The sequence below is a fragment of the Anaerobacillus sp. genome (genome assembly GCF_046314235.1).
Classification (GTDB): Bacteria; Bacillota; Bacilli; order Bacillales; family Anaerobacillaceae; genus Anaerobacillus.
Window position 1 is genome coordinate 134,162 of the sequence record NZ_JBKBWN010000004.1, and the last position, 14,446, is coordinate 148,607.

15 protein-coding genes are annotated in these 14,446 nt (G+C 35.9%); 13 read left to right on the forward strand and 2 right to left on the reverse strand.

Features of this window, described 5'->3' with window-relative positions; all coding sequences use genetic code 11:
• Positions 1-75 precede the first annotated feature (75 nt).
• The 4 genes from pepF to ACK4M9_RS06755 all read left to right on the forward strand — a co-directional run bounded on the left by pepF (position 76) and on the right by ACK4M9_RS06755 (position 5,261).
• Positions 76-1,878: an oligoendopeptidase F gene (gene pepF / locus ACK4M9_RS06740; protein ID WP_409848841.1), complete on the forward strand. Its 1,803-nt coding sequence runs from the start codon at positions 76-78 to the stop codon at positions 1,876-1,878.
• A 141-nt stretch (positions 1,879-2,019) separates the two neighbouring features.
• Positions 2,020-2,220 (forward strand): cold-shock protein, encoded by a 201-nt coding sequence (locus ACK4M9_RS06745; RefSeq protein WP_409848842.1) that lies wholly within the window; start codon positions 2,020-2,022, stop codon positions 2,218-2,220.
• A gap of 466 nt (positions 2,221-2,686) precedes the next feature.
• The gene (locus tag ACK4M9_RS06750; RefSeq protein WP_409848843.1) at positions 2,687-3,940 is read left to right on the forward strand and encodes an ATP-binding protein; all 1,254 of its coding nucleotides are present in this window, start codon (positions 2,687-2,689) and stop codon (positions 3,938-3,940) included.
• A gap of 70 nt (positions 3,941-4,010) precedes the next feature.
• Positions 4,011-5,261, forward strand: coding sequence for an ATP-binding protein (locus ACK4M9_RS06755; protein ID WP_409848844.1), 1,251 nt, complete (start codon positions 4,011-4,013; stop codon positions 5,259-5,261).
• A gap of 112 nt (positions 5,262-5,373) precedes the next feature.
• On the opposite strand, the gene ACK4M9_RS06760 is transcribed toward ACK4M9_RS06755, so the two are convergent.
• Positions 5,374-5,775: a hypothetical protein gene (locus tag ACK4M9_RS06760; RefSeq protein ID WP_409848845.1), complete on the reverse strand. Its 402-nt coding sequence runs from the start codon at positions 5,773-5,775 to the stop codon at positions 5,374-5,376.
• Positions 5,776-6,093: 318 nt separating this feature from the next.
• Here ACK4M9_RS06760 and trhA point away from each other — a divergent pair, with 318 nt between their 5' ends.
• Positions 6,094-6,729 (forward strand): PAQR family membrane homeostasis protein TrhA, encoded by a 636-nt coding sequence (gene trhA / locus ACK4M9_RS06765; RefSeq protein WP_409848846.1) that lies wholly within the window; start codon positions 6,094-6,096, stop codon positions 6,727-6,729.
• Positions 6,730-6,736: 7 nt separating this feature from the next.
• On the opposite strand, the gene ACK4M9_RS06770 is transcribed toward trhA, so the two are convergent.
• The gene (locus ACK4M9_RS06770) at positions 6,737-7,843 is read right to left on the reverse strand and encodes an alanine racemase (protein ID WP_409848847.1); all 1,107 of its coding nucleotides are present in this window, start codon (positions 7,841-7,843) and stop codon (positions 6,737-6,739) included.
• A 354-nt stretch (positions 7,844-8,197) separates the two neighbouring features.
• Here ACK4M9_RS06770 and ACK4M9_RS06775 point away from each other — a divergent pair, with 354 nt between their 5' ends.
• The 8 genes from ACK4M9_RS06775 (at position 8,198) to ACK4M9_RS06810 (ending at position 14,439) form a co-directional block, all read left to right on the forward strand.
• Complete coding sequence (locus ACK4M9_RS06775; protein ID WP_409849181.1) at positions 8,198-8,635, forward strand: MarR family winged helix-turn-helix transcriptional regulator; 438 nt, start codon at positions 8,198-8,200, stop codon at positions 8,633-8,635.
• 103 nt (positions 8,636-8,738) lie between these two features.
• Positions 8,739-9,926 (forward strand): tyrosine--tRNA ligase, encoded by a 1,188-nt coding sequence (tyrS, locus tag ACK4M9_RS06780; RefSeq protein ID WP_409849183.1) that lies wholly within the window; start codon positions 8,739-8,741, stop codon positions 9,924-9,926.
• 289 nt (positions 9,927-10,215) lie between these two features.
• Positions 10,216-10,521 carry a hypothetical protein gene (locus ACK4M9_RS06785; RefSeq protein WP_409848848.1) on the forward strand — a complete coding sequence of 102 codons (306 nt, stop codon included), beginning with the start codon at positions 10,216-10,218 and terminating at the stop codon, positions 10,519-10,521.
• A gap of 311 nt (positions 10,522-10,832) precedes the next feature.
• Entirely contained in the window at positions 10,833-11,357 is a 525-nt protein-coding gene (locus ACK4M9_RS06790; protein WP_409848849.1) for a CBO0543 family protein, read from the forward strand.
• A 365-nt stretch (positions 11,358-11,722) separates the two neighbouring features.
• On the forward strand, positions 11,723-12,106 hold the full coding sequence (locus ACK4M9_RS06795) for a GntR family transcriptional regulator (RefSeq protein WP_409848850.1): 384 nt from the start codon (positions 11,723-11,725) through the stop codon (positions 12,104-12,106).
• Between the two features lie 2 nt (positions 12,107-12,108).
• Positions 12,109-13,011: an ABC transporter ATP-binding protein gene (locus ACK4M9_RS06800; protein ID WP_409848851.1), complete on the forward strand. Its 903-nt coding sequence runs from the start codon at positions 12,109-12,111 to the stop codon at positions 13,009-13,011.
• Entirely contained in the window at positions 12,989-13,738 is a 750-nt protein-coding gene (locus ACK4M9_RS06805) for a hypothetical protein (protein ID WP_409848852.1), read from the forward strand. Before ACK4M9_RS06800 ends, ACK4M9_RS06805 begins: the two co-directional genes overlap by 23 nt.
• Positions 13,735-14,439 (forward strand): hypothetical protein, encoded by a 705-nt coding sequence (locus ACK4M9_RS06810; protein ID WP_409848853.1) that lies wholly within the window; start codon positions 13,735-13,737, stop codon positions 14,437-14,439. The genes ACK4M9_RS06805 and ACK4M9_RS06810 overlap by 4 nt, the downstream gene beginning before the upstream one ends.
• The last annotated feature ends 7 nt before the right edge of the window (positions 14,440-14,446 follow it).

Below are 14,446 nucleotides of genomic sequence, written 5' to 3' on the forward strand. Positions count from 1 at the left end.
ATTTTGTCATTAAGTTATTTTTAAGATATACTAATTTTTAGAGAAACGAAATAAATAGTAGAGGAGAACTTAACAATGGCGAAAAAAACAATGCGAAGTGAAGTTCCTGTTGAACTAACATGGAATTTAAATGATTTATTTGAGACAAAAGAGGCTTGGGAAAAAGAACTTGCCGCAGTTCAAGCAGATTTACCTACTGTGACTCAATATAAAGGGCGATTAGGTGAGGGTGCTCGTGTTTTACTAGATTGTTTAAATGCTCAAGAGGAGTTATATAGAAGGGTAATCCTTGTCGCTACATATGCACAATTAAAACAAACGGAAGATGGGACGAACCCAGAAAATCAAGGGAATTCTGCCCGCACTGGAGCGGTACTTGCTACTGTGGAAGCAGGCTTAACATTTGTTGATTCAGAGATCCTTGCGTTACCAGATGGAACAATTGATCAATACTTAAAGGAAGAAAAAGGTTTAGAGGATTTCCGTAAAAATCTTGAGGAGCTAATGGAGAAGAAGCCTCATCAGCTTAGTCCAGAAACAGAAGAAACGTTAGCTGCCTTAGGTCAAGTTTTGTCTTCACCTTACATGACGTATGAAATGAGTAAGTCGTCAGATATGGATTTCCCTTCTTTTAAAGATGAACAAGGAAACGATTTGCCGTTAACCTTTGCTTTATTTGAAGACCGATATGAATTATCGGCTAATACAGCCGTACGCAGAAATTCATATGAAGCTTTTACGAAAACGTTAAATCAATACAAGAATACATTTGCTGCAACTTATTCAACTGAAATTAAAAAGCAAGTGGTCCTAGCACGTCAGCGTAAGTATGAAAGTGTAACTCATATGTTATTGCAACCTCATCAAGTCACCTTAGAAATGTATAACAATCAATTAGATATTATCCAAAACGAATTAGCACCGCATATGCGCCGTTTTGCTGAGTTAAAGAAACGTGTCCTTGGTTTAGATAAAATGATGTTTTGCGATTTGAAAGCACCACTTGATTCTGAATTTAATCCAACAACAACTTATGAAGAAGCATCTGAAACGATCTTAAAATCGTTAGAAGTGATGGGACCTGAATATCATAGTGTCATGAAAAAAGCCTTAACAGAAAGATGGGTTGATTTAGCTGAAAACGTAGGGAAAGCTACTGGTGCATTTTGTTCGAGCCCATACGGAGTTCATCCTTATATCTTAATTACATGGACAGATATGATGAGAGGCGCCTTTATCCTTACACATGAATTAGGCCATGCAGGTCATTTTTATTATGCTGGTGGAAATCAGCGTCTCGTTAATACGCGCCCATCTCTTTATTTTATCGAAGCACCATCAACGATTAATGAGTTGTTATTAAGTCAACATTTGTTGAAAACAACAGATGATACTCGCATGAAGCGATGGTTATTATTACAGTCGCTAGGAACGTATTACCATAACTTTGTAACACACTTGCTTGAGGGGGAGTTACAACGTCGAGTTTATACATTAGCTGAAGCAGGAAAACCAATTACAGCTTCAACCCTTAGTGAACAAAAGAGAGAGTTGTTAGAAAACTTCTGGGGAGATACTGTTGAGATCGATGAGGGAGCAGCTCTAACGTGGATGCGCCAACCTCATTACTATATGGGATTATATCCATACACCTATTCTGCCGGTCTTACGGCATCGACTGCGGTTGCCGAGCTGATTAAAGAGGAAGGTCAGCCAGCCGTTGATCGATGGATTGAAGTACTAAAAGCTGGTGGAACAATGAGACCACTAGACTTAATGAAGCACGCCGGCGTTGACATGTCTACACCAGATCCAATAAGGAAAGCCGTTTCTTACGTTGGAGAACTTGTCGATCAACTTGAAAGAAGTTATCAGTAACTACTAAACTTTTCTCAGTTTAACTCATATTTATTGCTATGTTTAGTCTACAATCGTTTAAAATAATTATATATGGGTATAATAACAAAGCAAGATAACTTGCAATTTCATGTATTTGCTACATGCTAGGAGGAAATAAGAATGGAACATGGTAAAGTAAAATGGTTTAACAGTGAGAAAGGTTTTGGGTTCATTGAGCGAGAAGGTGGAGATGACGTATTCGTTCACTTCTCAGCTATTCAAGGCGACGGTTACAAATCATTAGATGAAGGTCAAGAAGTGACTTTTGACATCGAAAATGGTCAACGTGGTCCACAAGCGACTAACGTTCGTAAAGCATAAAATATGAACCGATGAAGAGACTGTCCCATAAGTGTTAGCTCATCTCGAAGTGATACTATTATTAGAGTGTATAACTTTTACACAAATAAATAGTAGGCCGAGGTGACTAAATACTTATGTTTGGGACAGTCTTTTTTTTAGTATGAGTTTTTTAAAAATTCAGAAGGTTTTTCTAATTGAATGGAGAAACCTAAAATATGCTAAGTTTTTTGTTTGCGTCGTCCTACAAAAAGCAGGAATGAACAGAGGACAGACGTTACTAATAAAGTAATGTGACATAATTATTTAAAATATTTTTGATTTATTGTAACATTTTCAGAAAAAAAACGTTCGATATATGTGTACACTAATTTTATCCAATTAGTACCAAAAGAAGACTGTAGTATCAAAATACTAAGATTAGAGACTAGATACACATGCTTGCCAATCTTTTTACTATAGAATAAAGATATAGGGGATGAGGTTTGTGGCTTTTTTTCTATTAAATCTTTTATGTTTATTGATAGGTATTTTTATATATCATATTTTCCTCTACGAACGAAAGATAGAAATAGAAAATAGAAGTTTATTTATTGGGTTCTATACACTTGTAGCGATAATTGTTTGTAAACAGATTCCTGGCCCAGGAATATTTGATGGTATTTTTGAATTTATCTATATCCCTTTTCTGCTTGGGTCAATTTATGGTGGGCGTGCTATAGCCATTGGGTTATTTTTAACCGTAACTGGATTTGACTTTTATAGTGGTGAGGGGCAATTTTTAAATAGTATAGTCATTCAGTTTTTGATGCTATTAACGATAGTTTATATACTGATACCCAAATATGCTGGATTATCTAAATTGAAAAAAATGACGTATTTGATGAGCACGTTAGTTTTTTTCTCATGTTTATCATTAGGTTTGAATATCCAGATGATCGAGGGAATTAAAGATCAGTTTGGATTGTTTTTGTTGTTCGGTGTGATAGAAGTAATTTCATTAGGGATTATCATTTTTATTAGCGAATACATAAGGGAAAGTACAATAATAGAGAAGGAATATTTCGAGGCTGAGAAGCTCCGTGTCGTTAGTGAATTAGCGGCTAGTGTTTCCCACGAAGTGAAAAATCCATTAACAGTTACGAGGGGGTTTATCCAGCTTCTTAATGATCCAAACTTAGACCAAAAGAAAAGAACAGAATTTTTACAGTTGTCGTTACAAGAATTAGATCGAGCTCAGGAGATCATTACTTCATACCTTACCCTTGCCAATCCAACGGGGCAAGTTAATGAGCCAATTATAAATCTTACAAAAGAAATAGACTATATTACGAAAGTAATGACCCATCTTGCCAGCACACGAAATGTCGAATTAAGCATGCAAGTTGTTGATGACTGTTATATTGTCGGTGACCAACAAAAACTACGGCAATGCTTAATCAATATTATTAAAAATGCAATCGAAGCAATTGAACAAGGTGGAACGATAACAATTGTTGTAGACTCTCAAGAAGATGAGGTTATAGTCTCTATATCTGATACTGGGATTGGAATGTCAAAAGAACAAATCGCTTCCCTTGGATTAGCCTATCAATCTACGAAGGAATCGGGAACAGGGCTAGGCTTACTCGTCGTTCATAACATTATTAGAGCAATGCAAGGAAAAATCGAAATTGACAGTGAAGTAGGGAAAGGAACTACTTTTAGTTTAACGTTTAACAAATTAGAAGTTCTGAACTAAGCGCAAGGTTCAACACAATAGGTCCTATCGGCTAAGCGAAAATTAATTATGGCTAAAAGGTGGAGTCTCAATGATAAATTTATTTTTAAATGTTCTTATCATTTTTGTTTGCACTTTTATCTACTATATCTTCCTTTTAAATCCAATGTTTGAAACTAAATATCGTCAGTTTATTGTTGGTTCACTTGCCATGGTAGCAATCGCTCTCTGTATAATGTTTCCTTACTACGATGTTAATGGGACTATTTATGATTTGCGCACTATTCCTTTTTTGCTAGGGGCCCTTTATGGTGGTAGAAAGGTAGCTTTTGCTTTATTCGTAGGATTAATTTCTTTCCGCTTCTTGATGGGATTAAATCCAGGTTTATATGTAACGGTTGTCCAGGCATTTGGAATGTTATTTTTTACTTATATTTTTACTGGGCAGTTTATAAAGGGGAAGTTCTCAAGGAAGTTGTTAATAACCCTCCCGTTCATGATGGCAATGTGGCTTGTAAACTACACTGTCTATTTACTCTTTTATGCTGATTTGCTAAATACCGGACTAATCATAGTGTTAATGAGCCATTTTCTTTTTAAAGTTCTAACTTTTTTGTTAGTGCTCTATATTATTGAGTACTTTCTTAAAAATTTGCGGTATAAAGAAGGATTAAATGGCGCTGAAAAACTTCGTGTCATTAGCCAATTAGCTGCAAGTGTTTCTCATGAAATTCGAAATCCGTTAACTGTAACAAGAGGATTTCTGCAATTACTAAATGATGATCATATTGAATATGAAAAGAGAAAAGAATATTTAGAACTATCACTATATGAATTAGATAGGGCGCAGTCGATTATTACGGACTACTTAACTCTTGCGAAACCGAATGGTAAAACGAAACTTGAAAAACTTAGCTCGATAACAGAAGTTAATTATGTTGTTAAAGTCATGACCCCATATGCGCTAATGCAGGGGGTCGAAGTTAGCAATGCTAGTTTAAAAGAGGGATACATTTTAGGTGATAGATATAAATTTCGTCAAAGTTTAATTAACATTGTGAAAAATGGCATTGAGGCAATGCCAAATGGTGGCCAGTTGGTCATTGATGCTTTAACAACAAGTAGAGGAGTGGTGATTTCAATTAAGGATACAGGAGTTGGCATGGCACAAGAACAAATAGACCAAATGGGTGTACCAATTTCATCGACAAAAAATGCCGGAACGGGCCTTGGGACGATGGTTGCCTATCAGATTATTAAAGCAATGGGTGGTAAAGTGGAGGTGAAAAGTCGGCGTGGTATAGGAACCGTATTTACACTAGTGTTTCCCCATGCAAAATAAAAAAAGTGTCAAGCCACCCAAGGTGTTGACACTTTTTTATTTATGAAAGAATTACATTTTTGTTTAGTAGCAATTGGCTAGAGCTACATCATAGTCTGCCCTTTCGCTTTTTTTAAAAACTATACCAATAAGTCATAAATATAAATGTACCAAGAAGAACTGCAATATAGACGAAACCGATCTTTGCAATTTTATCTAAGTGTTTCCCCTTCATTTCCTCATTTGTTTCTAAGCGATAGAGCTTAAGGCGTTTTGAGAATATTCCTAGGAACGCACCAATCGCTAATACTAGCACAACAGATAACCAAACCCGAAACGACATTATGACAGGATATAGGATAAAGCCAGTTATAAGAGTTACAAATAACGCTATGTTAGCGAGCATCACTAAGCCTTTCCAAATTGGAGCAGAATTTAACGGTTGTCCGTTACGACTTTTAATAAAAGCGAGAATTGGTAGTGGTACGATAGCGACGAATAAAACTGAAATGAGCTGATGTAAAATTAATGACATAACGATGAACCTCCTATTTTTGCAGATGAGAATACAGTACCAGTATAGACATAGAGAATCAAATTATATGCACTTTTTTTGGTAGAGGTGTTTTAACCATCAAAGAAACTGTTAATATATTTCGCTGATTTTTTCCTATTTCCATTTTAAAAAAGTGCTGTTAGAGACTAGTCTTTTTAGTAAAAACTTAGAAGGAAAATATTCGCTCATATTTTTTCACATTTCGGTTAATGATACAATAGGATATGGTATAGGCTAATAGGCATTTGACTAGATGATAAAGCTAGAAATCATCCGAATTGAAAGGAGTACTCTTTAATGACAACAACACATACGTATTCAAAAGGAGAAGAAATAGCTAATGCCATCTCTCATGGTGTTGGGATTGTTTTTAGTATTTCAGCGTTAACGTTATTGATCGTTTTTGCAGCGTTAGAAGGTTCTGTAGCTTCAATTATTAGCTACACAGTTTACGGAGTGACAATGATGCTTTTATATGTTTCCTCAACGCTTCTTCATGCCTTTCCAGAGGGAAAAGTAAAAAACATATTTGAGATATTTGATCACTCGTCAATCTACTTATTTATTGCAGGCTCGTATACACCTATTCTTGTAAACGTTATAGGTGGAAAATTAGGGATGTTCCTACTAGCAGTCTTATGGTTCATCGCGGTACTCGGGATTTTATTCAAAATATTCTTCGTCAAACGGTTTCTATATGCTTCTACAGCTTTATACATTTTTATGGGCTGGCTTATCGTGTTTGCATGGCAACCTCTTGTGACGAACTTTGATGATGTTGGTGTGATTTTGTTAATAATCGGTGGTTTACTTTATACAATCGGTGCGTTATTTTATATGTTTCGCTGGTTCCCGTTCCACCATATGGTTTGGCATTTATTTGTCCTAGCAGGAACGATTGTCCATTTTTTTGCGATACTATTGTTTGCTTAAAGCTTCCTTACTTCATTTTTCCGCGAGCGTCAACAGGCCAATTGTCAATGACGATACCATTTCGTAAAATAGTGTATTCGTCAAATAGATTTGCAACAACGCAGGCGTGGTTAGGAATAATTTGAACCTTGTCTGTAAGGGTCAAAGTTGTATCACTATGTAATAGGGCTACGCCGTGCTCTTCAGAAAGTCTTGCAATGGTCATTTCAGAATGACCAACTACACTCCCATAACCTACGACACTTTTGTTTCCATGGGCACCTTGGTCTAGCGAGAGTGCCTTACTTCCTGTGTCGAAAATAACTCGATCTTTTTTCACGCTTACTACAGAAGCAAGAACTGTTAGGGCGCATTGTGAAGCCTCCGCTACACCTAGACCTACCTGACACATATCGTAAAAAGCTGCATTCCCTGGGCGGATCTCTGTAATTCCGGTGATTGCTGCTCCGTATTTAAACGTTGGTGTCGAACCAATACTGCGATGAGGAATTTTAATGCCTACTAGCTCACATGCGTTTGCACTTTCTACTACTGATTTTGCTTCACGGTAAGCAATTTCTTTAATTTCTTCAAGTGATTTAGCCGCGTAGGAGTGGCCAGCATGAGTAAAAATACCAGTTAGCTGTAAGTAAGGGAGCATAGAGATTTGAATGGCTAGTTCAACGACTTCATCCACTTCAACACCACAGCGGTTTAAACCAGAATTAACTTTTATCCAAACAGGTAACAGACTAGCCCCAGAAAACGCCTCGTTTACTTTTTCTGCTTGTGCCAATGAGTCAATGGCAATCGTGATTTTTGCTTTTGCAGTTAACGCTTTTAGTCGCTCTAATTTTGGCGGACTTGAAAGCGGATAAGCAATTAAAATATCATTAATTCCTCCAAGTGCCATAACCTCTGCTTCTTCAAGCTTTGCTACGGTAATTCCACAAGCCCCTCTTTCAAGCTGCATTTTCGCTATTTCAATGCTTTTATGAGTTTTTATATGAGGACGCCAATTAATTTTATTCTCTTTTGTAATTAAACTAATTTCGTCTAGATTTTTTTCTAAGATTGTAAGATCTAGAAGTAAAGTAGGAGTATCAAGCGTATGTATCGTTTTTTTAGTCATCATCATCCACCTCTATTAAATTCCCTTTCTTAGTGCTAATTATAGCCCATTTTTGATCAGTTGGGACTTTATAAGTTCCATTTTTCTGTAAATGAGTGTTTATTATCTAAGTAATATACCGGAACTCCTCGGTTCCACTGGTTGTTTCGGTAGAGCTTATTGGTATGGAGGTTAGTTGAAGAACCAAAACTTGGTGTTGCACTCTTTTTCAGTTTTTGTTATTATCGTTTCATAGCTAACGATTATGAAAATTTAGATGTTAATTTAAAGGAGGGAGTTATTATTCATTCGTTTAATGAAAAAGGGGAGTTGCTCCCTGAAGAAAAAAATACGATAAACATCTTAACGAAACTACCGATGGACTCCCTAAACTTGGATGCGATAGCGGTTGTAACAAATATCTATCGTATTGCACAGGGCTTAAGAAATAAGATGGAACGTGAGGTTTTATCAGAGTATGGCTTATCATGGACTGCGTTTTCCCTCCTTTATGATTTATGGATTGGGAATTCGGTTGAAACAAAAAAATTAGCTGAGTCTGCTGGCGTTTCGAAGGCTACAATAAGTAATATCACGAAAACTTTGGAACAAAAAGAGCTTTGCTATAGAAAAGTAGACAATCGAGATAGAAGAAACACGTACGTGACGATAACGGATAAAGGCAGAAATATTATGGAGAAACTCTATCCAAGGTTTCATATGGGTGAGGCAGAGATTGTTTCCAGTCTTACGGTTGAAGAGCAAAAGAACATCTCCACTTTATTAAGGAAAGTAATCAAACAGAACCAATTTTAAGGCAACCGAGTGCTGGTGCCTTAGACGATAATAGGAGGAACGAAAAGTGAGTGAAGTTATTAAGCAACTATCACCAGAACAGTTACTTGAAGTAAAGAGACAAATGGCTTTATACACGCAAGGTGTACAAGATATTATTCCTGTGGAAGAATTAGAAACGAAAGTCTTAAAATCTGTACTGGAAAACCGACCACTGAAAATCAAATTAGGATTAGACCCATCAGCTCCAGATGTACATCTTGGCCATACTGTCGTTTTAAAAAAGCTTAGACAGTTTCAGGATAACGGGCATATCATCCAGCTCTTGATTGGTGACTTTACAGGAAAGATTGGCGACCCTACAGGCAAATCAGTCGCAAGAAAGGCATTAACGGATGAAGAAGTGAAGCATAATGCGGAAACCTACTTTAAACAATTTGGAAAAGTGATGAACATGGAGAAGGTTGAACTCTATTACAATTCGGAGTGGCTATCGAAGTTAAACTTTGAAGATGTTATCCAATTAGCAGGAAAAATAACAGTGGCAAGATTAATGGAAAGGGACGACTTTGAAGAAAGGATAGCTCTTGGGAAGCCTATATCGCTTCATGAATTTTTCTACCCATTAATGCAAGGCTACGATTCTGTCGTATTAGAATGTGACATTGAACTAGGTGGGACCGACCAACACTTTAACATTTTAATGGGAAGACACTTTCAAGAGAAGTTTGGAAAAGAAAAGCAAGTAGCAATGTTAATGCCTTTACTTGAAGGGCTTGACGGTGTTGAAAAGATGTCGAAATCAAAGAAAAACTACATCGGAATTGATGAAAATCCGCAAGAAATGTATGGAAAAGCGATGTCTATTCCAGATGAACTAATGAATAAGTATTTCGAATTAGTTACAGACTTCACTTTTGACCAAATAGAAGCAATAAAAAAGGAAATAAATTCTAACGAGTTACATCCTAGAGATGCAAAAATGCTTTTAGGGAAAACGATAGTAACGATGTACCACGGAACAGCAGCAGCAGAAAAAGCAGAACAACAATTTATCTCTGTCTTTCAAAAGGGCGCGGTTCCTGATGAGATAACAGTGGTTGAATGGAAAGGTAAATTAGAAATACCTGTCCTAGAATTACTAGTAGATATAAATTTGTTAAGTTCAAAAAGTGAAGCACGAAGAATGATTGAGAATAAAGGTGTAAAGATAAACGGAGAAAAAATTGAAGATACAGGGTTGCTAGTACCTATTACAGAAGGGTTAGTTGTCCAAATTGGGAAACGTAAGTTTGTAAAGATAAAAATGTAATTGATTTACTTATACATTACAATTAAGCTTTAATGAAATATGGCAGTGATGGACTTGGTTACTAATTAAACCAGGTCTTTTTTTGTATTGAAAAAATTGTTCTCTCACTTGGAAAATAGTGTTAAAATTACTTAAGTAAAAAGTAGTAGAGTATTACATTAGTGTTGTTAATTTTTAGCTCCAGTATTTACATTATGATTCTCACTAGCGAACGCTGACATCAAATGTTCAATTTCGAACGAAAATTTACTTAATAGGGGTTTTTCTGAAAAGAATTGGAGGTGGAAATATGAAGAAAACCATAATAGGGGGGCTGTTAATGTTCCACGGAACATTAATTTGCCTAACTATCATAACACTTGCTAGTAGTGTCGTACCAAGGATAAGTGAGTGGAGAGGAACAAAGCTCTGGTTTGTGATTTTTGGTGCTAAAGACATGAACTATACAGACAGTTTATTTTTAGGCGGTCCATTCATTATAGGATCCGTACTATTTATTTTTGGTTTTATAGTAATTATCTTAGAATTATATTCGGAATTAATAAACAAAATCATATTCCGAGTTAAAAATTATAAAGAAGAAATAGATAAATAATCAGGAAATCAATGTCTAAGACTAAATATAGTTATAGCCTAATAATAAGTTGAACACTTTATTAGGCTATTTAGTTTCTAAGACATCTTTGCCGCACAAATCCTTCTTTTAACCCCTTTAAAATGTACTTAGCCGTTTTTATAGTGTTAATGCGATAGGAACCAGTTATTATTTTTCGCCACCACTAACTTGGTGGTTATTATGAAATAATTTATATTCGGTATTTATTCCATAAATTTTTGTTATAACAGGTGTATTATTTTACAAAAAAAGTAAATTATATAGGTGAGTTAACGAAAGAAGGTAATCACTTGAACATTATTGTCATAACTCTGTTGTTCCTGTTAAATATAAGATCAAGGTCATTTAAGCAACTTAAAACACATGCACCAAGTATTATTTATGTAATGACATTTAACATGCTTTATTATTATTTATGCAAGCATTATTTATTATGGGATTTTAAAGCGAAGTTCATGAGTGTCAGAACCGTTAGAGCTTTACATATTTTTGTATGTATTCCCCTGTTAATTCTATTATACTTAGCGAACTTCCCTAAAGAAAATCGTGTCCTATACATTACTAAATGGGTCATTGGTTCAACTATATGTGAGATGTTTGCCGTCAAACAAGGTGTTATTTTTTTCAAGAGAGGCTGGCACATTGGTTGGTCAGCGATGTTGTATTTAAAAATGTATGTATATAGTTACTTATTCAAGCAATATAAGTTACTTGTAATAGGCTTGTCCTTTGTGACAACTGGAGCAGCTTTAAAAATATTTAATGTTCCAGTTAGAAGGGACATTTTCAATGGTCCGCTTCGCCGTTTTTTTTAATGGAATGTGCTTATTGTGGGGGACGTTTACATTTAGTTTTAGACATTTACTACCTTAGTTAGATAAAAAATCTAGCTAAGGTTTTTTTGTGAAATTATTTACGGTCGAGTTATTAAGCGTGCCTCTTTATACAGGACTAGATACGAGTGAGGCGAAAGGGAGCCAGCGATTTTTCCTTTGAAGATGGTGGCGGTATGGTTTTCGCCGCAAGCCGGACTACTATAAATATTCTCAATTAACAAAGCCTAATTTTCAAAAGACCCCTTGCATTATTTACCAAAATATTATATAGTACATTACAACAGTAATGCACTAATTTTGATATGGTGTTACGAACGTAAAAAGGAGAAGGTAGGAGGTGCACCTTGATTTTAAATACTGATGGAACAAAACCAATCTATGTTCAAATTTCCGAGTGGTTAGAAAACGAGATATTGTCAGGAACTATTGCTGCTGGCGAGAAAGTATATTCTCAGTATCAGCTTGCCGAGATGTTTAATATTAACCCAGCTACAGCAGCAAAAGGGTTAAATATATTAGCTGATGAAAATATCGTTTATAAAAAGCGTGGGCTTGGAATGTTTGTGACAAATCATGCGCTTGAACTCATTATGAAAAAACGAAAAAGTTTAACGTTGAAAAACTTAGTGATAGAAATAGTAGTCGAAGCAGGGCGCCTTGGTGTAAGTGAAGATGAATTGATCGAGATGATTAAATTAGCTGCGAACAACAATAGTGGGGAGGAATAGCAATGAATGTGATTGAATGCAACGGATTAACAAAGACATATGGAACAGGCAAAGCGATAAACCGTTTGTCGTTTACGATAGAACAAAACAAAATAACAGGCTTAATTGGCCGGAACGGTGCTGGAAAAACGACGCTACTGAAAATCATTGCAGGATTTTTGAGACCGACGAGTGGGGAAGTGACTGTTTTTTCAGAGAACCCATTTAATAACTTAAAAGTCTCGCAAAATCTGATTTTTATCGATGACAATATGACCTTGCCACAATCGTTATGTTTAATGGATATTCTTCACTCCGCAAGTAAATTTTATGGGAATTGGGATATGGAATTAGCGACTAAATTATTTGAGTATTTTTCGTTAAATCCAGATACTCTTCAGCAAAATCTATCAAAAGGAATGAAAAGTACATTCAATTCGATAATTGGCTTAGCCTCGCGCTGTCCGTTAACCATCTTTGATGAGCCAACGACAGGGATGGACGCGTCTGTTCGTAAAGATTTTTACAGAGCGTTATTAAAGGACTATCTTGAACATCCACGAACAATTTTGTTATCGAGTCATCATTTAAATGAGATTGAAGATTTAATTGAAGACGTCTTGCTTATCAAAGAGGGCGAGAAACATCTCCACATTTCAGTAGATGAATTACGACAGTCTGCAGTAGCGCTTAGCGGAAAGATTGAAGCTGTAAATCATTGGACAGTCGGAAAAGAAATCATTTATAAAAAAACGGTTGGTACTGATCGTGTTTACGTTGTTGTATACCATAACTTTTTACAAGAAGAATTGGATAAAGCGCGTTTAAGTGGTGTTGAGGTTAGTAGTGTTTCTGCCGAAGATGTTTGTGTTTACTTAACTAGTAAGACTAAGGGAGGAATTGATGATGTTTTTAACAAACGCTGATCTAGCGGAAGTTACAAAAAAACAGTATTTCTATAAAATACGTGCTCATTATGGGATTTTTTCGTCATTATTACTAACACAGTTGGTTGCCTTAGCATTTTCTTTTATGGGAACTGGACAAATGGGGGCAGGGAATGAACAGGTTACAGTTTACGTTACTTATTACACAGGGAATATCATTATTGCTTTTACAATGGTGTGGGCATTTATAAGCGGGTTCTCATTGAATTCAAAGCTTGTAAGAGACGGTGATTTTTCCTTTGTTACAAACCGCTTAACTAGTAATTTATCAAATCTCGCCTTTTTACTAACTGCGACGGTTATAGGTGGGGTAACAGCGATGCTCGCTAGTTCGCTGTTAAAAACGATTAACTATTTCATAAGAGGTGAGAGTATTGTCGCTCAATCGTATGCTGTGCCACTTTCGCAAATGTTTTTGGGGGTAATAGCTGCTGTCTTATATGTGACGCTTTTAGGTGCAGTGGGGTATACAGTAGCAATTCTTACCCAACTAAATAAACTATTTGTTGTTTTACTACCGATCTTATTTGTAGGCTTACTATTTGTTGAAGGACGTACAAACGGTGAAGGATTATTAGCTGCTGTTTTCAAATTCTTTCTGAGCGAAACATCGCTATTCGTTTTTGCTGTGAAAGTGTTAACAGTCGTAGGCGTCCTCTCGTACGCTGCGATTATCATGTCAGATAAGGTGGAGGTTAGAAAATGAATGTTTTAATTACGGCTATCTTCCAAATCGTTATCTTTTTAGTTATAGCGGCAATAGTTTTTGCTTTTATAAAAGCTACTTTAAAAAATGCAAAATTTCTTAATGGCAATGTAATTATGTCACTTATGGCAGGATACGTAGCGATCTTACTTATATCGCTTATATATACGTATACCATCCCAACTGAAGCTAGTGATATGACAACAAAACAAGCTCATGTTATTACTGAAAATTTCTATAATATAGTAAATAATGGTGGAAATATCGCTGATGTCGAAGGGGTAAGTTTTGATGCTGAATGGAACTTTCCTTTTGCAGGGGATTTGCTAGACATCAATACCATCCTACCAAATGATGATCATGTCTACACCTGGGTTGTCGTAGAAAAGAATGAGAATTTACATGATGAGATCCAGATTAAACGTTATATCACACCATATGTGGTTGATGAGATCGATTATACGGACCTCGTCCCTAAACCTACTCTAGAGTTACAGAATGATAGGCTGACGATAAAGTATTCAAGGCGGTCCGAAATTAGATTAGTAAAGTTTCATAAAGAATTTACAATTACCCAATTTACTGACGAAAAAATGTTTGACGATTATGATAGCAGTTGGAGCGCCAATCTTCTTCATATTCAGGTTCCTGGTAATGTTAAGGTCAAAGCTGATGAGAGTGTTAATCTTCAACGTAGATAAAAAACAA